This is a genomic window from Streptomyces sp. NPDC050439 (assembly GCF_040655335.1).
Lineage (GTDB): Bacteria > Actinomycetota > Actinomycetes > Streptomycetales > Streptomycetaceae > Streptomyces.
The window spans coordinates 561,548-583,804 of record NZ_JBFAJT010000004.1 but is presented as its reverse complement, the minus strand read 5'-3'; the positions used below and the strand labels follow the sequence as shown (position 1 = coordinate 583,804).

The following is a 22,257-nucleotide window of genomic DNA, read 5'->3' as shown; positions in this document are numbered from 1 at the left end:
ACCCCCCACCCGCAGCGACCAAATGGACCGAGATCTGCCCGTGGGACTGGAACCTGGTCTTTAATGGTGTAGACCAGTACGGGGAGCTTGGCCTAGACCTTTAGGGGTGTCAAGGGTGTATAAGAAGGGCTGTCGGGTCCGTTATCGGACCGACACCTGAGCGGGCACAGTAAGCCCGGCCCGGTACGTGCCACGATGTGAGCCGCGACAGACGGAGGAGCCGGTGACGGCAGCAGGAAGGCGGGCCATGGGCACCGAGGCGGGGAGTACGGACACCGAGGCGGGCACGTCCCCGGCCCCGGAGACCGGCGCGGCCGCGGCGGTCGGCCGCACCGCGCGCGTGCCCAAGTACTACCGCCTGAAGCGGCACTTGCTCGACATGACGGAGACCCTGCCGCCCGGCACCCCGGTCCCTCCCGAGCGCACCCTGGCCGCCGAGTTCGACACCTCGCGCACGACGGTCCGCCAGGCCCTCCAGGAACTGGTCGTCGAGGGCCGCCTGGAGCGGATCCAGGGCAAGGGCACCTTCGTGGCCAAGCCGAAGGTCTCCCAGGCGCTGCAACTCACCTCGTACACCGAGGACATGCGGGCCCAGGGCCTCGAACCCACCTCGCAGCTCCTGGACATCGGATACATCACCGCCGACGACACCCTCGCCGGCCTCCTCGACATCAGCACGGGCGGCCGGGTGCTCAGGATCGAGCGCCTGCGCCTGGCCAACGGCGAGGCGATGGCCATCGAGACGACGCACCTCTCCGCCAAGCGCTTCCCGGCCCTGCGCCGCTCCCTGGTGAAGTACACCTCGCTCTACACCGCACTCGCCGAGGTGTACGACGTCCACCTCGCGGAGGCCGAGGAGACCATCGAGACCTCCCTGGCGACCCCGCGCGAGGCCGGCCTGCTCGGCACGGACGTGGGCCTGCCGATGCTGCTCCTGTCGCGGCACTCCCTGGACGGCGGCGGCCAGCCCGTGGAGTGGGTCCGCTCGGTCTACCGCGGCGACCGCTACAAGTTCGTGGCACGCCTCAAGCGCCCCACGGACTGACCCACTCCCCTTCAAGAACCCTTCCGGGGTCTGGCGCAGATCACCGTGCTGCTCTACGTTCCTCCCGTCATCGCATGATGAACGGGAGGACGAGTCTGTGCGCACAGCGAATCCCCGCACCATCGTCATCTGGTCCCTCGTCGCGCTGGTGGGCGCCGCGGGCTGGACCGTGCTCGCCCTCTCGCGCGACGAGGAGGTGTCGGCCGCCTGGATGGTGGCGGCGGCCCTCGGCTCGTACGCCATCGCCTATCGCTTCTACTCCAAGTTCATCGTCGACCGTGTCCTGAGGGTCGACAAGAAGCGGGCCACCCCGGCCGAGCGCCTGGACAACGGCATCGACTTCCACCCGACCGACCGCCGCGTCCTGCTCGGCCACCACTTCGCGGCGATCGCGGGAGCCGGGCCGCTGGTGGGACCCGTACTGGCCGCGCAGATGGGCTACTTGCCCGGCACCATCTGGATCATCGTCGGGGTGATCTTCGCGGGCGCCGTGCAGGACATGGTGGTCCTGTTCTTCTCCACCCGGCGCGACGGCAAGTCGCTCGGCCAGATGGCGCGCGAGGAGATCGGCCCCTTCGGCGGGGCCGCCGCGCTGCTCGCCGCGTTCGCCATCATGATCGTCCTGCTCGGGGTGCTCGCGCTCGTCGTCGTCAACGCGCTCGCGGACTCGCCGTGGGGCACCTTCTCCATCGCGATGACGATTCCGATCGCGCTGTTCATGGGCTTCTACCTGCGCATCCTGCGCCCAGGGCGGGTCAGCGAGGTCTCCCTCATCGGGATCGGCCTGCTGCTCCTCGCGCTGGTCGCCGGGCGCTGGGTCGCCGAGTCGTCGCTCGCGGACACGTTCACCCTGGCACCCTCGACGCTGGTCATCTGGCTGGTGGCGTACGGCTTCATCGCCTCGATCCTGCCGGTGTGGATGCTGCTCGCGCCGCGCGACTACCTCTCCACGTTCATGAAGATCGGCACGATCCTGCTGCTCGCGCTCGGCGTCGTCATCACGCTGCCGACGATGAAGATGGACCCGGTGACCGACTTCGCCTCACGCGGCGACGGGCCCGTCTTCGCCGGGTCGCTCTTCCCGTTCGTCTTCATCACCATCGCCTGCGGGGCCCTGTCCGGCTTCCACGCGCTGATCTCCTCGGGCACCACCCCGAAGATGGTCCAGAAGGAGACGCAGATCCGGATGATCGGCTACGGCTCCATGCTCATGGAGTCGTCGGTCGCGGTCATGGCGCTCGTCGCGGCGAGCATCATCGACCCCGGGCTGTACTTCGCGATGAACGCCCCCGCGGGCGTCATCGGGGACAACGTCCAGGCCGCGAGCCAGGCGGTCGCGAACTTCGGGTACTCCATCTCCCCCGAGGATCTCGCGCAGGCGGCCAAGAACGTCGAGGAGTCCTCGCTGCTCTCGCGCACCGGCGGCGCGCCCACGCTCGCGGTCGGTGTCTCCGAGATCTTCTCGAAGGTCACCGGCGGCTCCATGAAGGCGTTCTGGTACCACTTCGCGATCATGTTTGAGGCGCTGTTCATCCTCACGGCGCTCGACGCCGGCACGCGCGTGGGCCGGTTCATGCTGCAGGACATGCTCGGGAACGTCTACAAGCCCTTCAGGAACGTCAGCTGGAAGCCCGGGCTCATCATCACGAGCGCGGTCGTCACCGGCCTGTGGGGCTACTTCCTGTGGGTGGGCGTGCACGAGCCGCTCGGCGGGATCAACCAGCTCTTCCCGATCTTCGGCATCTCCAACCAGCTCCTGGCCGCGGTCGCGCTCGCCGTCTGCACCGTGCTCCTGGTGAAGTCCGGGCGTCTCAAGTGGGCCTGGATCACCGGCGTCCCGCTCGTCTGGGATGCCACCGTGACCCTCACCGCGAGCTGGCAGAAGGTGTTCTCCAGCGACCCGCGTGTGGGCTTCTTCCAGCAGCGCTCCAACTACCAGGACGCGATCGACGAAGGAAAGATCCTGCCGCCCGCCAAGACCATGGACGACATGCACACCGTCGTCACCAACTCCACGGTGGACGGCGTCCTGACGGCCGCGCTCGCCCTGCTCATCGTCATCGTGATCGCGGACGCGGCACGCATCTGCGTGAAGCACGTCCGCGACCCGCAGGCGTCCAAGCTGAGCGAGGCGCCGTACGTGGAGTCGAAGCTGACCGCACCGGCCGGGCTCATCGCGACACCGGAGGAGAAGGCCGAACTGGCGGCGGCGAAGGCGAGGTCTTCCGACGACGCGCAGGTCCCGTCATGACGTGGGTGCTGCGCGGACTGCGCTGGGTGCGGTGGTACGCGCGAGAGTTGACCGATGAGTCCGCGTACGACCGCTATGTGGAGCACGCGCGGAACACACATCCCGGGTCATCCGTCCCGTCCCGGAGGGAGTTCGAGCGAATGCGGACGGACCGGCAGGAGTCAGACCCGAGGCAGGGATTCCGCTGCTGCTGATCCCGAACTGAACGGGCACATCGGCGCGTCCGGTATCCGGACGGGGGTTCCATAGATCAATCCTCTCGCTTAGATTTCCCGCACGTTAAAGGTGGGATAAGCGAGGGAGCGGAGCCGCGAAGTGTCAGATGCGCCTGAAGTGAGCAGACCGGTGGTCACGCCGGTCCGCGTGGTCGTTGCCCTCTGTCTCGTCGCGCCGTTCGTGGCGATGCTCTGGGTGAGCTCCTACGCGAAGATCGAACCGACCTTCATAGGCATTCCGTTCTTCTACTGGTACCAGATGCTGTGGGTGGTCATCTCCACCGCTCTCACCATGATCGCCTACAAGCTGTGGCAGCGTGACCAGCGCGCCCGCAAGGCCGAGCAGGCCCAGGGGGGTGCGACCCGATGAACGTGCTCGCAGCGGACACCGGCGGCGTCAACGGCATCGCCCTCGCCGTCTTCATCTTCTTCTTCGCGGCCGTCACGGCGATGGGCTTCCTGGCCGCGCGCTGGCGCAAGGCCGAGACCGAGAGCCTGGACGAATGGGGCCTGGGCGGCCGGTCGTTCGGCACCTGGGTCACATGGTTCCTGCTCGGCGGCGACCTCTACACGGCGTACACCTTCGTGGCCGTCCCGGCGGCGATCTACGCGGCGGGCGCGGCCGGCTTCTTCGCGGTGCCGTACACGATCCTCGTCTACCCGCTGATCTTCACCTTCCTGCCGCGCCTGTGGTCCGTCTCGCACAAGCACGGATACGTGACCACCTCCGACTTCGTGCGCGGACGCTTCGGCTCCAAGGGGCTCTCGCTGGCCGTCGCGGTCACCGGCATCCTCGCCACGATGCCGTACATCGCGCTCCAGCTGGTCGGCATCCAGGCCGTGCTCGACGTGATGGGCGTCGGCGGCGGCCCGGACACCAACTGGTTCATCAAGGACCTGCCGCTCCTGATCGCGTTCGCGGTGCTCGCCGCGTACACCTACTCGTCCGGTCTGCGCGCGCCCGCGCTGATCGCGTTCGTGAAGGACGGTCTGATCTACCTGGTCATCGCCGTCGCGATCATCTACATCCCGATCAAGCTCGGCGGCTTCGACGAGATCTTCCAGGCGGCGAACGACAAGTTCTCGGCGGCGAACGACGCGGCGGGCAAGCCCGTCGCGGGTCTCGCGCCGGGCGAGGCCGGGCAGTGGACCTACGCCACGCTCGCGCTCGGCTCCGCGCTCGCGCTGTTCATGTACCCGCACTCGATCACGGCGACGCTCTCCTCCAAGAGCCGTGACGTGATCCGCCGCAACACCACGATCCTGCCGCTGTACTCGCTGATGCTGGGGCTGCTCGCGCTGCTCGGCTTCATGGCGATCGCGGCCGGCGTGAAGGTGGAGAACGGCCAGCTGGCGATCCCGCAGCTGTTCGAGAACATGTTCCCCGACTGGTTCACCGGCGTCGCGTTCGCGGCGATCGGCATCGGCGCGCTCGTCCCGGCCGCCATCATGTCCATCGCGGCCGCGAACCTCTTCACCAGGAACATCTACAAGGATTTCCTCAAGCCGGACGCGACACCCGCGCAGGAGACCAAGGTCTCCAAGCTGGTCTCGCTCCTGGTGAAGGTCGGCGCGCTCGCCTTCGTCCTCACCATGGACAAGACGGTCGCGATCAACTTCCAGCTGCTGGGCGGCATCTGGATCCTGCAGACCATGCCCGCGCTCGTCGGCGGCCTGTTCACGCGGTGGTTCCACCGCTGGGCGCTGCTCGCGGGCTGGGCGGTCGGCATGGTCTACGGGACGGCTGCCGCGTACGGCGTCGCCTCGCCGACGCAGAAGCACTTCGGCGGCTCGTCCGACGAGATCCCGGGCATCGGCGAGATCGGCTACATCGGCCTCACGGCGTTCGTCCTGAACGTGGTGGTCACCGTGGTCATGACCTTCGTCCTGCGCGCCATGAAGGCCCCTGACGGCATCGACGAGACGTCTCCCGGCGACTACACGGCGGACGCGGGCGACCCCGGCGTCGTGGAGGAGCTGCCGCCGGCCACGGCGGGAGCGCCGGGCGGGCACTGAGGTTCTTCTTGTAGGCAGTACGCAGAGCGGGCCGCGGGGTTGATCCGGCGGCCCGCTCTCGTGCGCCCGGCCTCACGGGGACTCGTAGAGCTCCGTCCGGACCCGCGCCGCCGCCTGGGCCGCCGAGCGGATCGTCAGGTCCTTGTCGGGGCCCGCGTCCACCAGGACGAGCACGCCGCCGACCCGCACCTCGGCCTTGTAGTACGGGGTCTCGCCGTCGTACTCGTCGCCGCCCTCGGTCCGCGTGGACTCCAGGATCGCCTCGTCTCCCACGTCCGGCAGCTCCTCCACCGCGTGATGCTCCACCACCGGAGCCGCGTCGGTGTCGACCGTGACGCTGGGGCACGCCTTGTGGAGCTCACGGCGCAGTGCGACGTGGCGCCCCGCCTGCGCGGCCGGCATCGAGACCAGGCTCTGGGTGACGAAGGGGTCCCCCTCGTCGGCCATCGCTCCGGGGAAGGCGCGAATCGAGTGGCCGGCGCTGGCCCCGCGCAGGGCGAACAGTTCCTCGCGGGCCTTCGTGCCGGGTGCGCAGGTGCCCCAGTCACCGCCCCCGTAGTGCTGGTTGTACGACCCCGTGGTGACGTTGATCGCCTCGGCCCGCGCCCCGACCGCCTTCGCGGGCAGCAGCGCCGCCTTCAGCTCGGCGTCCGTGAAGACCTTGCGGGGATCGGCGTCGCCGTCGACACCGGCCGCCGTGGTCGGCCTCGGGGTCCGCGTAGGCTTCGTCCTCGCCTCGTTTCCGGCGTCCCCGCATCCCGTGAGCAGGAGCAGCAACACCGCGGCACAGCCCGCGAATCGCCCTCGCACGGCGCCTCCCCCGGTTCGGCATTCAGTTCGGCCGCCACCCTAGGGGATACCCGCGCCGACACAAGATGTGGGGCTGACTCCCAGAGCCAGCACAAGATGTATGCTCGTGCTCGCTGTCGCCGCAGGGGAATCCGGTGCAAGTCCGGAACTGTCCCGCAACGGTGTATGAGTACGCATTTGTCGTGCTCGCGAGTCCGAAGACCTGTCGACAGCGCGCCCGTTCCGACCGGTCCGGGTGCCGACGACGTCCGGGCCTCGTGGAATGGGCTGGTGGACGCGGGGTGCTGCCCTGCCCAAGGGCGGGCCCCCGTGTGTCACTCCCCCTCCTCAAGGCTCCGAGCCGAGCGAGGGAGTGCTCCGTGACCATCGCGCCAGCCGAACCTGCGTCAGCGCAGACCACCGACGGTCAGCAGACCGCCGACGGCCCAGGAACCGCGCTGCTGCGTACCCTGACCGACCTCACCGCCGACCTCCCCGACGCCGACCCCGGCCGCGTCGCCGCCGCCGCGCTGCGGGGCCGTTCGGCCAGGGCGGATCTGGCGGAGCTGCGGGAGCTGGCGACCGAGGCCGCGGCCGGCCTCATCTCCGAGGACCCCACGTACTCGCAGCTCGCGGCCAGACTGCTCAGCCTCAGCATCCGTGACGAGGCCGCTTCGCAGGGCGTGCGCTCCTTCACCGAGTCGGTCGCCGTCGGGCACCGCGAGGGCCTGATCGCGGACCGCACCGCCGCGTTCGTCACCGACCACGCGGAGCACCTCGACGGTCTCGTGGAGGCCGCCCTCCAGGACGGCGCGGACTTCCGCTTCGGCTACTTCGGCCTGCGCACCCTGCACAGCCGCTATCTCCTTCGCCACCCCATCACCCGGCACGTCATCGAGACCCCGCAGCACTTCATGCTGCGCGTCGCGAGCGGCCTCGCCGAGGACGGCTCCGCGCGCTCGGTGGACGAAGTCGCCGCCCTGTACCGCCTGATGAGCCGCCTGGACTACCTGCCGTCCTCGCCGACGCTCTTCAACTCCGGCACCCGGCACCCGCAGATGTCCTCCTGCTACCTCCTCGACTCCCCGCTGGACGAGCTGGACTCCATCTACGACCGCTACCACCAGGTCGCGCGCCTCTCCAAGCACGCGGGCGGCATCGGCCTCTCGTACTCCCGCATCCGCGCCCGCGGTTCGCTGATCCGCGGCACGAACGGGCACTCCAACGGCATCGTGCCGTTCCTCAAGACCCTGGACGCCTCCGTCGCCGCCGTGAATCAGGGCGGCCGTCGCAAGGGCGCGGCCGCGGTCTACCTGGAGACGTGGCACTCCGACATCGAGGAGTTCCTGGAGCTGCGCGACAACACGGGTGAGGACGCGCGCCGCACGCACAACCTCAACCTCGCGCACTGGATCCCGGACGAGTTCATGCGCCGGGTCGCCGCCGACCAGGACTGGTCGCTGTTCTCCCCGGCCGACGTGCCCGAGTTCGTCGACCTGTGGGGCGACGAGTTCGACGCCGCTTACCGCAAGGCCGAGGCAGCCGGGCTCGCCCGCAAGACGATCCCGGCCCGCGAGCTGTACGGCCGCATGATGCGCACCCTGGCGCAGACCGGCAACGGCTGGATGACCTTCAAGGACGCCGCCAACCGCACCGCCAACCAGACGGCGGAGCCCGGCCACACCGTCCACTCCTCCAACCTCTGCACGGAGATCCTGGAGGTCACGGACGACGGCGAGACGGCCGTCTGCAACCTGGGTTCGGTGAACCTCGGCGCGTTCGTGGACACGGCCGCCGGTGACATCGACTGGCAGCGGCTCGACGAGACCGTCCGTACCGCCGTCACCTTCCTCGACCGTGTCGTCGACATCAACTTCTACCCGACCGAGCAGGCCGGTCGCTCCAACGCCAGGTGGCGTCCGGTGGGCCTCGGCGCGATGGGCCTCCAGGACGTCTTCTTCCAGCTGAAGCTGCCCTTCGACTCCCCCGCCGCGCGCGCCCTCTCGACGCGCATCGCCGAGCGCATCATGCTCGCCGCGTACGAGGCGTCGGCGGACCTCGCCGAGCGCAACGGCCCGCTCCCCGCCTGGGAGAAGACCCGCACCGCGCACGGCGTCCTGCACCCCGACCACTACGGCGTCGAGCTGACCTGGCCGGAGCGCTGGGCGGCGCTGCGGGAACGTATCGCCGTGACCGGCATGCGCAACTCGCTCCTCCTGGCCATCGCGCCGACCGCCACCATCGCGTCCATCGCGGGCGTGTACGAGTGCATCGAGCCGCAGGTCTCCAACCTCTTCAAGCGCGAGACGCTGAGCGGCGAGTTCCTCCAGGTCAACGCCTACTTGGTGGAGGAGCTGAAACGCCTCGGCGTCTGGGACGCGCAGACCCGCGAGGCGCTGCGCGAGTCCAGCGGCTCCGTGCAGGGCTTCAGCTGGATCCCGGCGGAGGTGCGCGAGCTCTACCGCACCGCGTGGGAGATCCCGCAGCGCGGCCTGATCGACATGGCCGCCGCGCGCACGCCGTTCCTGGACCAGGCGCAGTCCCTGAACCTCTTCCTGGAGACGCCGACCATCGGCAAGCTCTCCTCGATGTACGCCTACGCCTGGCAGCAGGGCCTGAAGACCACGTACTACCTGCGTTCGCGCCCGGCGACCCGCATCGCCCGCGCGGCGGCCGGCCAGAGCGCCGAAGCCGCCCCCGTCCCCGCCCAGGCCACGGCCGAAGAAGCCGTCGCCTGCTCCCTGGAAAACCCCGAGTCCTGCGAGGCCTGCCAGTAATGAGCTCCACCACCAACGCCGAGAAGGCTGTGTCTTTCTCGAAGAACCTCCTTGACCCGGGCTTCGAGCTGACCCTGCGCCCCATGCGCTACCCCGACTTCTACGAGCGCTACCGGGACGCGATCAAGAACACCTGGACCGTCGAGGAGGTCGACCTCCACTCGGACGTCGCCGACCTGGCGAAGCTGTCCCCGGGCGAGCAGCACATGATCGGCCGCCTGGTCGCGTTCTTCGCGACCGGCGACTCGATCGTCTCCAACAACCTCGTGCTCACGCTCTACAAGCACATCAACTCCCCTGAGGCACGGCTCTACTTGAGCCGCCAGCTCTTCGAGGAGGCCGTGCACGTCCAGTTCTATCTGACGCTGCTCGACACCTATCTGCCCGACCCGGAGGACCGCGCCGCGGCCTTCGACGCGGTCGAGGAGATCCCCTCCATCCGCGAGAAGGCCGAGTTCTGCTTCAGGTGGATGGACTCCGTCGAGAAGATGGACCGCCTGGAGTCCAAGGCCGACCGGCGCCGCTTCCTGCTGAACCTGATCTGCTTCGCCGCGTGCATCGAGGGGCTCTTCTTCTACGGTGCCTTCGCCTACGTCTACTGGTTCCGCTCGCGCGGTCTGCTGCACGGCCTCGCCACCGGCACCAACTGGGTGTTCCGTGACGAGACGATGCACATGAGCTTCGCCTTCGACGTCGTCGACACCGTCCGCAAGGAGGAGCCCGAGCTCTTCGACGACGCGCTGCAGACGCAGGTCACGGACATGCTCAAGGAGGCCGTCGAGGCCGAGCTGCAGTTCGCGCGCGACCTGTGCGGTGAGGGCCTGCCCGGCATGAACACCGACTCCATGCGCGAGTACCTGCAGTGCGTCGCCGACCAGCGGCTCCAGCGGCTCGGCTTCGCGCCGGTCTACGGCTCCTCAAACCCGTTCTCCTTCATGGAGCTTCAGGGAGTCCAGGAGCTGACCAACTTCTTCGAGCGGCGTCCTTCGGCCTACCAGGTCGCGGTCGAGGGTTCGGTCTCCTTCGACGACGAGTTCTAGTCCGGCCGGTGTGTCCGGGCTGCGCGGGGCGTTTTCCGCCTCGCGCAGCTCGCGGTCGATCCGGCGGTCGTGGAGGTACCCGACGAGCGAGGGTGCGGCGAGGAGGAGGAAGACGGTCAGGACGGTCGCGTATGCGCTGAATGCGTTCATGTCCCTTACTGTCCTGCGCGCCGGACTGACGCGGCAGTGGCAGGACTGCCACACACCATCGACTTACTGCCACTCCTGCGGCACACTGGCGGCATGCTGAAGGCAGGGACCCTGAAGAACGTGGCCGTCGTGTTGCTCGACGGCGTGAATCCCTTTGAACTCGGCGTGGTCTGCGAGGTGTTCGGCCTCGACCGCAGCGAGGCGGGCCTGCCGGTGTACGACTTCGCGGTGGTCGCCGGAGAGAGCGGGACCCTGACCAATCACGCGGGGTTCACGATCACCACGCGGTACGGCCTCGACCGGCTCGAAGAGGCCGACCTCATCGCCGTCCCGGCGGGCCAGTCCTTCGCGGACCGCGACTATCCCGAGGATCTGCTCGCCGCCCTGCGCCGCGCGGTGGACCGCGGGGCCCGTGTCCTGTCCGTCTGCTCCGGCGTCTTCGTGCTCGGCGCCGCCGGGCTGCTCGACGGCCGCCGCTGCGCGGTGCACTGGCGGCACGCGACGGAGCTCGCGGTGCAGTATCCGCGCGCCCGGGTCGAGCCCGACGTCCTGTACGTGGACGAGGGCCCGGTCGTCACCTCGGCCGGCACCGCCGCCGGGATCGACGCCTGTCTGCACATCGTGCGCCAGGAGCACGGCATCGAGGTCGCCAACGCCATCGCCCGGCGCATGGTCGTACCACCCCATCGCGACGGCGGGCAGGCCCAGTTCGTGGAGCGCCCCCTGCCGCGCACGCAGTGCGACACCGTGGGCGGGGTCCTGGCCTGGATGGAGCGCCATCTGGACGCGGACGACATCACCGTCGAGCGGCTCGCCGAGCGCGCGCACATGTCGCCGCGCACCTTCGCGCGCCGCTTCCAGCAGGAGACCGGCACCACCCCGTACCGCTGGCTCCTGCGCCAACGCGTGCTCCTGGCACAGGAGTTGCTCGAAGGCTCGGACGAGACGGTGGACGCCATCGCCGGGCGTGCCGGTTTCGGCAACGCGGCGGCGATGCGTCACCAGTTCCTGCGGGCGCTCGGCACCACGCCGAACGCCTACCGCCGCACCTTCCGCGGCCCGGCCGTCAGCGCCTCTCGGCCCGCAGGACCAGACGCTTCGGCTGCAGCGTGATGCCGATCTTCGTGTCGGCGTCGGTCTCCTCGACCGGCGTCAGCCGCCACTTGGGCGCCACCGTCGCCAGGATGATGGCGAGTTCGGCCAGGCTGAAATGGTCGCCCGGGCACTTGCGGTTACCGGTGCCGAACGGCATCATCGCGAACTCCGGGACGTCTTGCGCTCGTTCCGGATTCCAGCGGTCCGGGTCGAACCGGAGATGGTGCTCGAAGGAACGCGGATCGCGCTGCATCGCGTACACGCTGTAGACGATGTCGGCACCGGCCGGAATGCGGTAGCCACCCAGGCTGGTTTCTCCCACCGACCTGCGGGTGAATATCCAGGCCGCCGGTTGTATACGCATGGCCTCCGTGACGACATTCCGGGTGTGCGGAAGGTCCCCGAGGTCGGCGAATGTGATCTCCCGGCCCGGTGCGACGGCATTTACTTCTTCAACCAATCGCCTTTCCTGCTCGGGGTGTTCGGCCAGCAGATGGAAGGTCCATGCCAGGGTCGCCGCGATATTCTCGGCGCCCGCCACGACAAGGGAGATCACATGGTCGTGAACCTCCTGATCGCTGAGCGGCTGACCTGATTCATCGCGCGCCCGCAGCATTTCGGCCAACAGGTCGTCCTGGTCTCCGCCCGCCGCCCTGCCTTCGGCGATGATCTCGTCGACCAGTGCGTGCAGATCGGCGAGCGCGCTCTGGAAGCGGCGGTTGCCCTGGGTCGGCACGCGGTACAGCGGCCCGACCGAGAGCACCATCCTGCGGTAGAGGCCCTCGAAGACGGTGTGCAGCGATTCGGCGATGCGGTCCGCCTTCTCGCTGATCGCGTCGACCTCCAGGAGCGAGCGGGAGACGACGCGCACGGCGGTGCGGAACATCTCCGCGTTGATGTCGATCGTGTCGCCCGACCGCCAGCGCGCGGCGGTCATTCGGGCCTCCTCCTCCATGACCTTGGCGTAGTCGGCGATCCGCTCGCGCCTGAACGCGGGCTGCATCATGCGCCGTTGGCGCCGGTGCAGCTTGCCGTTGCTGGTCGCCACCCCCTTGCCGAGGAGCACCTCCAGGGTGTCCCACAGGGGCCCTCCGACGACGTAGTCGGGGCTCCTCAGGAGTTGCCCGACCAGTTCCGGATCGCAGACCGCGTACGCCGTCTTGGGTCCCAGCCTGATGCGGACGAGATCACCGTGATCCCGTAGCGCGGCGAGGAAGCCGAGCGGGTCGCGCACCAGGTTCCAGGCGTGGCCGATGAGCGGGGCACCGCCGCTGACGAGCGGCGGCGTCATGGTCGCGGACTGCGCGGATTCGACGCTCATTCCTCACCCACCAATTCAGTTTCGGCCAAGTCGCCCATTGCGGCGTCGCTCACGTACGGCGGAATGGACCTGTCGTCCCAGCTGTCCACCCGATAGCGCCCGGATTCGTGATGGAACCAATAAACGGAAGAGAACCAGTTCCGCATGTTGGCGATGCACGATTCCACCGCGTCCGAGAGCTCCCTGCCCTGCACGCTGCCGTCGGCCAATTGCCCGGCGAGCCGGAGCACTTCTTTTTCTGCCACCAGGAAATCCGAAATGCACGTGGTGACCCGGCGGTGGACTTCCGACACCGCCTCTTCGAGGGAAAGTCCCTCGTGCTGGATCAGACTGATCCCGAGATTGTGCAATTCGTCTCCCGCGAGTTCTTTGGGGAGCGAGCACAGGTCGTTGTACCAGGCGGAGAAATCCTGCGTGGCGAGCGCCGCCCGCCGATATGCCGGATGCTTCCGCACGGCCGTCGGCAGCTCCTGCCGGGCCGTCGGTTCGAGCAGGTCGATCCACGCCCAGTGCGCGAACGTCAGCCTGCGCAGCTCGATGTAGGCCTCGACCGTCGGGACGGTTCCGGTTCTGCGGTTCCTGAACTCCAGGTCGTACGCCTCGATCACGCTGTGGAAATGCCGCGCGAACCGGGCGTTCCAGCCCGCGCCGAGGTGCGAGTACAGCCGCAGGACGCAGTCCGCGAACCCCGCCACCAGGGGATCACGGTGGTGCAGTTGCTGCCGGGGAGCCCGGAGTGTCTCGTGGAGCCCGCGGCACAGCCGGCGCCACTGCGCGGCCCTGCCGTGCACCGAGTCGCGGTCGTGCCGGTCGTCCCACGCGAAGAACCAACTGCTGAGGTCGGCTATCGCGCTGAGCAACTCGTCCGGCGCGCCAATGTAGTAGCCGGCCACCAGATCCGTGTAGCAGAGGCTGTCCGCGTACCGCTCGACCTTGTCCGCGGGCATGAGGCGCATTTCGCGCAGCCACGTCCGGGACTTCTCCTGGAGCTGCGGCCAATACGGGTGCAGTTGGCGAGGAAACCCTGACTCGATCACCGGAAGCACCAACGCCGGTGGCACGGATACCACCCGCGCATGTGTCTGTGTCGGTGAAATGCCATGTGAATATGCAGGCACGGACAAACCCCTCTCAGCCGCGTGAGGACGCGCGCCCCTCCCGCCGTACCGGGCGCGCGCCGTTGTGTATCCCCGCGCTTTCCATTCAGCACCACAACTGACCGTTCAGGGAACAGATTTGCGCCATTCACTACCCCCCAGTGCCGAGAAAATCCCCGTACGTGACTGATTATGGATCACCAAGAGCCTGATTCGATCGCACAGCTGACCGGTCCGGGTCGGTCCATGCGAACGGCCCCTGGCCGGGAGGGGGTTCCCGGCCAGGGGCCGCAGGTGACTCGCGGGGCGTGCGAGTCCGGAGTCGACTAGGCGTTCGGCACGACGGGGTAGCGCGGGGTGCCTTCTTCCATCTGCCGCAGCGCGTCCTTGCGGTCGCGCTTGGAGAGGCGGTCGATGTAGAGGTAGCCGTACAGGTGGTCCGTCTCGTGCTGGAGGCAGCGCGAGAAGTAGCCGGTGCCCCGCACCTTGATGGGGTTGCCCTTCTCGTCCTGCCCGGTGACCTCGGCGAAGTCCGGGCGGGCCAGCTCGGCGTAGGCCGTGGGCACGGAGAGGCAGCCCTCGTTCGAGTCGTCCAGACGGCGCCGCTCCGCGGGCAGCTCGCGCACGACGGGGTTGCAAACCACGCCGACGTGCCGCTTGCCCTCGTCGTCCATGCAGTCGTAGACGAAGACCTTCAGGTCGACGCCGATCTGGTTGGCGGCCAGGCCCACGCCCTCGGCGGTCCGCTGGCTGGCGAACATGTCGGCGACGAGCTGCTCCAGCTCGGCGTCGAAGGCGGTGACGTCCTTGCACTCCTTGTGCAGCACGGGGTTGCCGACGACCGTGATGGGCCGGGACGTGCCGCGCTCGCGGTAGGCCGTCTCCCGCTCCTCGCAGTCCTCCGTGTCGATGACGAAGCCCTCGTCGTCGACGGGGAGGACCCCGCCCGAGGCCTGCTGCTCAGTGTCCTGCGCCATTGTCCGACGTACGCCTTCCTGGGAACCCACGAGAGATAGTGCCGGTACAGCCTACGGCCAGGAGTCAGCAGACCTCTTCCAGATCCCGCCAGTCGCGGGAGTCCGGACTGTCCGCGACCCAGCCGTCGAGCAGCCCGCGCACCAGGGCGGCGGGCGCCGCGATGCCGCACTCCCGCTCGGGCACCCACAGGGCGCCGGGGCTGCGGTGGCCGAGCGGCCCGGGGTGACCCGGCTCGCTGTGGTCGTGCGGGTCCAGGTGCTCGCCGTCGCCCTCGTCGCTCGGCATGCGGCTCTCGGAGCACATCCGGCAGAGCAGCCGCACGGACGAGGACCAGTCCTCGGCGGCGAAGCCCGCGTCCGCGGCGAGCTTCTCCAGGGCGTCCCGGTCGTCCTCGGTGGCGGCCTCCAGGAGGACCACCCAGGTGGGGACGGGTGAGGGAGCCCACAGCTCGATCTCGTCGAAGACGGGATACGAGTCCCCCGCCCCCGTCGTCCGCTCGCCGTGCGGAACGCCGTCGTGCAGCACGACCTCGCCCCAGCGGCGCCCGGAGGAGGGCAGCGGGATGGAGAGCACCTCGATGCGGGCGGGGTCGAGCCTGCGCCCCCACACGACCTCGGCCTCACCCTCGGGCGAGAGCCGCACGGCTGCGCTGCCCAGGTCCATGCCGGTGGGCTCCCCGGAGGCGGCCACACCGCCCGGCACCTTCAGGCCGTACGCCTGCCAGGCGCGCCGGGCAAGGGGCCAGTCCTGCAGGGCGGTGGCGGCGATCCCCACGTTCCACCAGTCGGGGGCGCCCGCCGACCGGTCGAGCAGCGCGACGGCCCGCAGCCCCGCGGCCCGCGCCTGCTCCCAGTCGTGCCGGAACTTGTGGAGCAGCGCGAGGTTGAACCAGGACTCCGAGAGCCACGGCTCGAGATCCGCCGCGCGGGTCAGGAGTGCGCCCGCGTCCTCGTACCGCCCGTCGCCGATCAGCGTGAAGGCGCGGTCGGTGGCCTGCCGCCATGAGGCGGAGGGCCGGTGCCGTCCCTTGCCGAAGATCCTCACGATTCCCGCCTGCCGATGCATAAGTTCCTGTGTTCCGCCGTGCCCGAGGGCCCTCTTCGCATCCAACCACGTACGGTCGGACGGCCGCTCATTACCCATGGGTTACCCAACCGGCGGCAAGCTATGACCGCCCCGTGAAAGCACCCGGGCCAGGGCTTCCACCACTTCTGGCTGGTAGTCGCGGCCGGTGCCCAGGCGCAGCCGCTCCAGAGCGTTGAGAGGGCCTCCGGGACCTTCTCCCCTGGCCATCTCGTCGTACGCGTTGGCGGCCCGCACAATACGGGCGGTGAGCGGCTGATCGCGGTACGGGTCGGCCTGCCGCTCCACGACCACGGCGACGTCGCCCTTGACCCCCGTCTGACGCACGACGGCGCCCCCGAGCAGGGCGATCCGCCGCTGTTCCGCGTCCGGCAGGGCGGCGGTGGCGCCCGCAGGCACGGGGTCGACGAGGGAGAGCTGCCCGATGTCGTGCATCAGGGCCGCGTGCTCCAGAACGGCCAGGTCCGGCTCGGAAAGCCCCAGCTCACGCCCGACGGCCCGGCTGAGGGCGGCCACGCGGCGGGCGTGACCCTGCGGGGTGTACCCGGCGATCTCGGTGGACCGGGCGAGCGAGGTGATGGTCTGCCGGTAGGTGGTCCGCACCGCCGCGTACCGCCCGAAGGACAGCTGGGTGAGGAGCAGCGGCAGGCTGAACACCGGCAGCGCCCAGAGCCCCGCCACGGCCACCGCGAGCGCCATGACGGCCCCCGTGGCGCAGACGGCGGACCCGATGCCGAGCATGGCCCGCAGCTCGTCGCGCAGGAGCGGCCCGAAGGGCCACCGGGTGCGGGCGTGCGCCATGGCGGCGGCGAGCACGGCGTCGCAGAGGGCGGTCAGGACGAGCAGCGCGGCGATGACGGCGGCGAATCCCGGCCCTTGCCCGACCCACTCCTCCAACTTGCCCGCGTTGTAGAGCGGTTGGAAGCAGGCGGCGGCGAATCCCACGGTGAGCACGCGCCGGGCCACGTGGTCCAAGGCGGGCCCCTTGCCGAGCGCCACGTGCGGCACGGCCCCGACGAGCGCGGCGGCCACGACCACGGCGATCACCTGGAAGACGCCGTGGTGCGTGGTCTGCCCGCCGGCCTCCCCGAGCAGCGCGTACGCCAGCGCCCCCGCCGCCCCCAGCGGCGCGGGCTCCCGGTCGCTGCCGCCCGCGCCCCACCGGGCCAGCTCCCCCACGGCGACGATCCCCCCGAAGGCGAGCGCGATGCCCCCTTCGGCGACGCCGTGCCAGAGGGTCCAGCCGAGGGCGACGAGAGTAAGGGCTCCGGCGGAGCCGTGGACGGCCCTCACCGCGGCACCGTTCCAGGGGCCGCGGGGACACCGGGCGCCCCCTCGCGGGGTCCCGGCACCTCGCCGGTGTCCGCGGTGACCGCCGGGTGCCAGCCATGCCGGTCGAGGGCCCGCCGCAGGGCGCTGACCATCACGGGGTCGAACTGCGACCCCGCGCACCGCGACAGCTCGGCCATGGCGGCCGCGACGGGCCGCCCCCGCCGGTAGGACCTCGTGGACGTCATGGCGTCGAAGGCGTCCGCGACGGCCACCACCCGGGCGAACTCCGGGATCTGCCGTCCGACGAGCCCGTAGGGGTAGCCGCTCCCGTCGATCCGCTCGTGGTGGTGGAGGATCGCCGCCCGCGCCTCCCCGAGGAAGCCGATCCCGCGCACCATCTCGTGCCCGTACTCGGGATGCAGCTCGATGACCCGCCGTTCCTCGGGGGTCAGCGGCCCGTCCTTGCGAAGGAGCCGGGTCGGTACGCCGAGCTTGCCTACGTCGTGCAGGATCCCGGCGAAGCGCAGGCTCTCCACCCGCTCGTCCGCCATCCCCAGCTCCCGCGCGATCATCACGGAGGCCCGCCCCACGCGCTCGCTGTGCCCGCGGGTGTAGCGGTCCTTGATGTCGACGGCCTGCACGAGCGCCCGGATGGTGGCCTGGTGCGCCGCGCGCTCGCGGTGATATTGCGCGAAGACCCAGCAGGAGACCCCCATCGGCAGCAGCACAAGGAGCGCGGCGAGCGGCCCGTACGGACTGCGCCACAGCACCGCCATCATCAGACCGGCCAGGCCGTGCACGGCGACCGGCGCGAACGACCGCAGGAAGAGCCCGCGCCACGCGCTGCGCACGGGCACTCTTTCCGCCGTGGCGAGGATGCCGCCGTCCAGGACGGTCAGGACGACGGAGAAGGCCAGGACGGCCGCTCCCGCGGGCACGAGCGCGTACGGGAAGTCGGGCGACGCCACGGCCTCGCGCCCGCCGAGCGCGCCGTGCGTCCACGCGGCGGCCCAGGCGGCCAGGGCGAGTTGGGACGCGCGCCAGAGCCTGCGCACCCACCGGGGGCGCCGCTCGACACGGGCGAGCAGCGCCCCCGGCACGGCGACGAGCGCGGCGGCCGCGGGCGGCAGCAGGAAGACGGCGGCGAGCAGCACGGGGAAGAACGTGCCGAGGCCGCCCGGCGGAGCACCGGCACGGCGGCCGATGATCCGGCAGCGGGTGATCTGCTCGCACCCGGCGTAGAGCGCGGCGAGCAGCGCGAGCGCGGCCCACGGCGTGCGCGAGGCCGGTGCGGGCACGGCGCAGGCGGCGCCGGCCAGCGCGACGCACAGGATGTAGGCGCGCGCCCATGGAGCGATGGACCGCATGGCGCTGCCTCCTCCCCCGCGACCGTCCTCGGCCCCCGTGACCGTCCGCAGGGACCACGTTCCAAGGTCCGGAGACTAGAACGACTGCCGCCCGCTCCGAGCCCCGCACGCGGAAATTGGCACGTACGAGTGACGGTGAACAGAAAAAAGCAGGCCGTGACGGAATCCCGTCACGACCTGCTTGCGCTCAACTACCTGCGATTCAGGCTTCCTTGGCCCGCAGGCTCTTCGCGGACACACTGCCTTCGGCGGTCACCGTCTCCACCGTCACGTCATGCTCGGGCACGGCCTCGCCCGAGCGGATCAGATCGATGCGTCCCATGACCTTGGCGCGCAGGTCGACCGGCACGTCGTCCTGGCCGCAGCAGCGCTTCACCAGCTTCTTGACCGCCTGCTCGAGGCCGTACTTCTCCAGGCACGGAGAGCACTCCTCGAAGTGCGTCTCGAACTTGGTGCAGTCGCTGTCCGGCATCTCGTGGTCCAGGAACTCGTACAGATGGTCCAGGACTTCACTGCAATCCGTCTCGTGCGGCTCTCCGCAGCTCATGAGCCTGAGCCTTTCGCTTCGTTCGACGACTCTGACGCGGCGCCGGCGGGGACGAGGCCGCGGTCACGGGCGTAGTCCTCGAGCATGCCGCGCAGTTGGCGACGGCCGCGGTGCAACCGGGACATCACCGTACCGATGGGTGTCCCCATAATGTCCGCGATCTCCTTGTACGCAAAGCCCTCTACGTCGGCCAGATAGACGGCGATGCGGAATTCCTCGGGGATCGCCTGCAGTGCGGACTTCACGTCCGAATCCGGCAGGTGATCGAGCGCCTGCGACTCGGCGGAGCGCAGACCGGTGGACATGTGCGACTCGGCACGCGCGAGCTGCCAGTCCTCGATCTCCTCGGCGGCGCTGCGCTGGGGCTCGCGCTGCTTCTTGCGGTACGAGTTGATGAACGTGTTGGTGAGGATGCGGTACAGCCACGCCTTGAGGTTGGTGCCCTCACGGAACTGGTGGAACGACGCGTACGCCTTGGCGTAGGTCTCCTGCACCAGGTCCTCCGCGTCCGCCGGGTTGCGCGTCATGCGCAGCGCCGCCGAGTACATCTGGTCGAGGAAGCCCAGGGCGTCCCGCTCGAAGCGGGCCGTGCGCTCCGCCGACGTCTCAGCGCTTCCGTCGGGTCGCTCCGCCTGGCCGTTCTCGGCCCCTGCGTCGGTCCCAGTGACCGGACCCACCTCCTCCAAAGACGTGGCGAGACCAAAAGCAGTCCCACTCGAATCGGAGGATAGACGACGATCCGGTCCCGCCGCCGCTCGAATAGGAGCGGTCTTGGGCGCGCTCAGCACCGTCCATTCCAGGTCAGAGGCGCTGGAGCGGGAAAAAGAAGGTGCCGGGTTCTGCCCGTCCGCAGAAGGGCGGTGGCGGGAGACGGGCGGGCAGATGGTCGAACCCATGCGGCTGACTTCCTCTCGTACCAACAGCGTTTAGCTTCTGTTCGGCACAACAGAGGTCACGCACCCAACATTCCCGCCCACCGGATGACGCCATCCGTGACGATCGTCATGGCCTCGGCCTCGCTGATGTCAGCGCGTTTCGGGATCGCGAAGCCATGATCGCCGTACGGGACCTCCACGATCTCGTGCGTCCCCTCGGGGAACTCCGCAGGCTTCCCGAAGGGGTCGTTGCCGCCCTGCACGACGAGGGTGGGCACCCCGGCGCCGAGCAGTTCTTCGGCGCGGGACTTCTCCGGCTTGCCCGGCGGGTGCAGGGGGAAGCTGAGGGCGAGTACGGCGACGGCGCCGAGCTCGGTGGCCGTACGGCACGCCACCCGCGCCCCTGCGCTGCGTCCGCCCGCGATCACCGGGAGGCCCGGCTTCGCGAGGGCGGGCCACAGGCCCCGCCATCCCACGTCCAGGGTCTTCGGCGCGGGCGCCAGCTTCTTGCCCGCGACGCGCCAGGGCTGCTCCACGAGGGCGACGGTGACGCCGTGCGCGGGCAGGGCGGCGGCGATGGCCCGCAGGTCACGGGCCTCGATGCCGCCGCCTGCTCCATGGCTCAGGGCGAGGACCAGGCGGGCCTTGCTCTTCGGCGCGAGATGCCAGGTGATGCGTGCGTCACCCGCGTCGGTCGGTGCGATCTCACTCTTGGTCACAGCACTCTTGGTCACATCAGAAGAGTGTGCCTTCCTCGGGGCCCTCCAGCTCCTTCAGCAGCTCCGGGCCGTTGTTGCGTACGTTGCTGACCGCCGTCGACACCGGGAAGGCCCGCATCAGGCCGTGCGGCGGCGGCTCCAGGAGCGGCCGCAGATCCTCGACGTCCGTGCGCGAGGGGTCGAGCCAGGCGTCCCAGCGGTCCGGCGTGAGCATCAGGGGCATCCGCGGGTGGATGTCGTGCAGCGAGCGCGGGCCTTCCGCCGGCGCCACCCCCAGGGGCGCGGTCTCCGCCTCGGTGGTGATCACCGTGCACGTCACCCACCAGGCCAGGGGGTGCTCGTCGGGGAGCGTCTTGTCGCGCCAGAACTCGTAGAGCCCCGCCATCGCGAAGACCGAGCCGTCGGCGGGCGTCACGAAGTAGGGCTGCTTGCGAGGCCGCTTCTTCTTGCCCTCGACCTCAAGATCCCGCTCGGCGGAGGCGGTGACCCACTCGTAGTAGCCGTCGGCCGGGATGACGCAGCGGCGAGTGGCGAAGGCCCGGCGGTAGGAGGGCTTCTCGTGCACGGTCTCCGCGCGGGCGTTGATCATCCGGGCGCCGCCCTCGGGCGTCTTCGACCAGGACGGGACCAGGCCCCACTTGAGCGTGCGCAGCTGGCGAACCGGGCGAGGGTCTTCCGCGTCTTTCACGGGACGGTCCAGGACCGCGTAGACCTCCTTGGTCGGAGCCACGTTGAAATCGGGGGCCAGCGCCTCCTCCGGCTCCCACTTCTCGATCTCAAAGATTCCTGCGAGATCCTCGGGCCTACGACTCGATGCATACCGTCCGCACATACGTGCCAGACTGCCAGACCCCGTACGACCAGAGGAGTCAGTCCCGACAATGGCTGCAGCAATGGAAAGCACCGCGAACGCCAGCCTGACCGACCTCTGGGACCGGGTCTTCGGCACACAGGCCGCCCCCGACGAGTGGCTGGTGATCGCCACCGGCATCGTCGCCCTCGCCGTCGTCGTCCCGCACGGGATCTGGCGCGTGGCCCGCAACGCCATCACCATCGCGCACGAGGGCGGCCACGGCCTGGTCGCCCTGCTGACCGGCCGCCGCCTCGACGGCATCCGGCTGCACTCCGACACCAGCGGCCTCACCGTCTCCCGCGGCAAGCCCACCGGCATCGGCATGATCCTGACCGCGGCCTCGGGCTACACCGCGCCGCCCCTGCTCGGCCTGGCGGGCGCCGCGCTGCTCGCCGCCGGCCACATCACGGCGTTCCTGTGGATCGCGACGGCCCTGCTCATCGTGATGCTCGTCATGATCCGGAACGCGTACGGCGCCCTCACGGTGATCCTCACCGGCGGCACCTTCCTGCTCGTCTCCTGGCTGACCAGCTCGCAGGTGCAGGCGGCGTTCGCGTACGCGGTGGTGTGGTTCCTGCTCCTCGGCGGTGTACGTCCGGCCTTCGAGCTGCAGTCCAAGCGCAGGCGCGGCGGTGCGGGCGACTCGGACGCGGATCAGTTGTCCCGGCTCACGCACGTCCCCGCGGGCATGTGGCTCTTCCTCTTCCACGCCGTCTCACTGTGCTCGCTGATAGGCGGCGGACGCTGGCTGCTCGGCCTCTGAGCAG

20 protein-coding genes and 1 riboswitch are annotated in these 22,257 nt (G+C 69.7%); of the genes, 9 read left to right on the top strand and 11 right to left on the bottom strand.

Translation table 11 applies throughout. The features are described 5' to 3' along the window. Window positions 1-247: 247 nt before the first annotated feature. From AB0I66_RS20005 to mctP, 5 genes are all read left to right on the top strand, one after another. Entirely contained in the window at window positions 248-1,045 is a 798-nt protein-coding gene (locus tag AB0I66_RS20005) for a GntR family transcriptional regulator (protein ID WP_363209406.1), read from the top strand. Between the two features lie 97 nt (window positions 1,046-1,142). Beyond that, window positions 1,143-3,296, top strand: coding sequence for a carbon starvation CstA family protein (locus tag AB0I66_RS20000; protein ID WP_363209192.1), 2,154 nt, complete (start codon window positions 1,143-1,145; stop codon window positions 3,294-3,296). Then, entirely contained in the window at window positions 3,293-3,490 is a 198-nt protein-coding gene (locus AB0I66_RS19995; protein ID WP_363209191.1) for a YbdD/YjiX family protein, read from the top strand. Before AB0I66_RS20000 ends, AB0I66_RS19995 begins: the two co-directional genes overlap by 4 nt. Window positions 3,491-3,611: 121 nt before the next feature. Beyond that, complete coding sequence (locus AB0I66_RS19990; protein WP_363209190.1) at window positions 3,612-3,881, top strand: DUF3311 domain-containing protein; 270 nt, start codon at window positions 3,612-3,614, stop codon at window positions 3,879-3,881. After that, window positions 3,878-5,527, top strand: coding sequence for a monocarboxylate uptake permease MctP (gene mctP, locus AB0I66_RS19985; protein ID WP_363209189.1), 1,650 nt, complete (start codon window positions 3,878-3,880; stop codon window positions 5,525-5,527). The genes AB0I66_RS19990 and mctP overlap by 4 nt, the downstream gene beginning before the upstream one ends. Before the next feature lie 72 nt (window positions 5,528-5,599). Here mctP and AB0I66_RS19980 read toward each other — a convergent pair whose 3' ends face one another. Beyond that, window positions 5,600-6,337, bottom strand: coding sequence for a hypothetical protein (locus AB0I66_RS19980; protein WP_363209188.1), 738 nt, complete (start codon window positions 6,335-6,337; stop codon window positions 5,600-5,602). 125 nt (window positions 6,338-6,462) lie between these two features. After that, window positions 6,463-6,540: riboswitch (cobalamin riboswitch) on the top strand. Window positions 6,541-6,696: 156 nt separating this feature from the next. Here AB0I66_RS19980 and AB0I66_RS19975 point away from each other — a divergent pair. From AB0I66_RS19975 to AB0I66_RS19965, 3 genes are all read left to right on the top strand, one after another. Continuing rightward, a complete protein-coding gene (locus AB0I66_RS19975; RefSeq protein WP_363209187.1) occupies window positions 6,697-9,093 on the top strand; it encodes a ribonucleoside-diphosphate reductase subunit alpha in 2,397 nt (798 codons plus the stop codon). Then, window positions 9,093-10,133, top strand: a complete 1,041-nt coding sequence (locus tag AB0I66_RS19970; RefSeq protein ID WP_363209186.1) for a ribonucleotide-diphosphate reductase subunit beta — start codon at window positions 9,093-9,095, stop codon at window positions 10,131-10,133. Before AB0I66_RS19975 ends, AB0I66_RS19970 begins: the two co-directional genes overlap by 1 nt. 243 nt (window positions 10,134-10,376) lie before the next feature. Then, a complete protein-coding gene (locus tag AB0I66_RS19965; RefSeq protein ID WP_363209185.1) occupies window positions 10,377-11,396 on the top strand; it encodes a helix-turn-helix domain-containing protein in 1,020 nt (339 codons plus the stop codon). Here the strand turns inward: AB0I66_RS19965 and AB0I66_RS19960 are convergent. The 10 genes from AB0I66_RS19960 to AB0I66_RS19915 all read right to left on the bottom strand — a co-directional run bounded on the left by AB0I66_RS19960 (window position 11,350) and on the right by AB0I66_RS19915 (window position 21,469). After that, entirely contained in the window at window positions 11,350-12,699 is a 1,350-nt protein-coding gene (locus AB0I66_RS19960) for a cytochrome P450 (RefSeq protein ID WP_363209184.1), read from the bottom strand. The two genes, AB0I66_RS19965 and AB0I66_RS19960, sit on opposite strands and share 47 nt — an antisense overlap. Then, window positions 12,696-13,817: an epi-isozizaene synthase gene (gene cyc1 / locus AB0I66_RS19955; protein ID WP_363209183.1), complete on the bottom strand. Its 1,122-nt coding sequence runs from the start codon at window positions 13,815-13,817 to the stop codon at window positions 12,696-12,698. The genes AB0I66_RS19960 and cyc1 overlap by 4 nt, the downstream gene beginning before the upstream one ends. 305 nt (window positions 13,818-14,122) lie before the next feature. Continuing rightward, a complete protein-coding gene (def, locus tag AB0I66_RS19950; RefSeq protein ID WP_363209182.1) occupies window positions 14,123-14,773 on the bottom strand; it encodes a peptide deformylase in 651 nt (216 codons plus the stop codon). Window positions 14,774-14,837: 64 nt separating this feature from the next. Continuing rightward, a complete protein-coding gene (locus tag AB0I66_RS19945; protein ID WP_351163657.1) occupies window positions 14,838-15,818 on the bottom strand; it encodes a hypothetical protein in 981 nt (326 codons plus the stop codon). 102 nt (window positions 15,819-15,920) lie between these two features. Then, the gene (locus tag AB0I66_RS19940; RefSeq protein WP_363209181.1) at window positions 15,921-17,150 is read right to left on the bottom strand and encodes an HD domain-containing protein; all 1,230 of its coding nucleotides are present in this window, start codon (window positions 17,148-17,150) and stop codon (window positions 15,921-15,923) included. Then, complete coding sequence (locus AB0I66_RS19935; RefSeq protein WP_363209180.1) at window positions 17,147-18,496, bottom strand: HD-GYP domain-containing protein; 1,350 nt, start codon at window positions 18,494-18,496, stop codon at window positions 17,147-17,149. Before AB0I66_RS19935 ends, AB0I66_RS19940 begins: the two co-directional genes overlap by 4 nt. Before the next feature lie 202 nt (window positions 18,497-18,698). Beyond that, the gene (gene rsrA, locus AB0I66_RS19930) at window positions 18,699-19,043 is read right to left on the bottom strand and encodes a mycothiol system anti-sigma-R factor (protein ID WP_363209179.1); all 345 of its coding nucleotides are present in this window, start codon (window positions 19,041-19,043) and stop codon (window positions 18,699-18,701) included. Continuing rightward, a complete protein-coding gene (locus tag AB0I66_RS19925; protein ID WP_336605886.1) occupies window positions 19,040-19,720 on the bottom strand; it encodes a sigma-70 family RNA polymerase sigma factor in 681 nt (226 codons plus the stop codon). The genes rsrA and AB0I66_RS19925 overlap by 4 nt, the downstream gene beginning before the upstream one ends. A 275-nt stretch (window positions 19,721-19,995) precedes the next feature. Beyond that, the gene (locus tag AB0I66_RS19920) at window positions 19,996-20,652 is read right to left on the bottom strand and encodes an alpha/beta family hydrolase (protein ID WP_363209178.1); all 657 of its coding nucleotides are present in this window, start codon (window positions 20,650-20,652) and stop codon (window positions 19,996-19,998) included. Between the two features lies 1 nt (window position 20,653). Continuing rightward, window positions 20,654-21,469 (bottom strand): SOS response-associated peptidase, encoded by an 816-nt coding sequence (locus tag AB0I66_RS19915; protein WP_363209177.1) that lies wholly within the window; start codon window positions 21,467-21,469, stop codon window positions 20,654-20,656. 61 nt (window positions 21,470-21,530) lie between these two features. On the opposite strand from AB0I66_RS19915, the gene AB0I66_RS19910 reads away from it, so the two are divergent. Next, the gene (locus AB0I66_RS19910; RefSeq protein ID WP_363209176.1) at window positions 21,531-22,253 is read left to right on the top strand and encodes a M50 family metallopeptidase; all 723 of its coding nucleotides are present in this window, start codon (window positions 21,531-21,533) and stop codon (window positions 22,251-22,253) included. Window positions 22,254-22,257 lie beyond the last annotated feature (4 nt).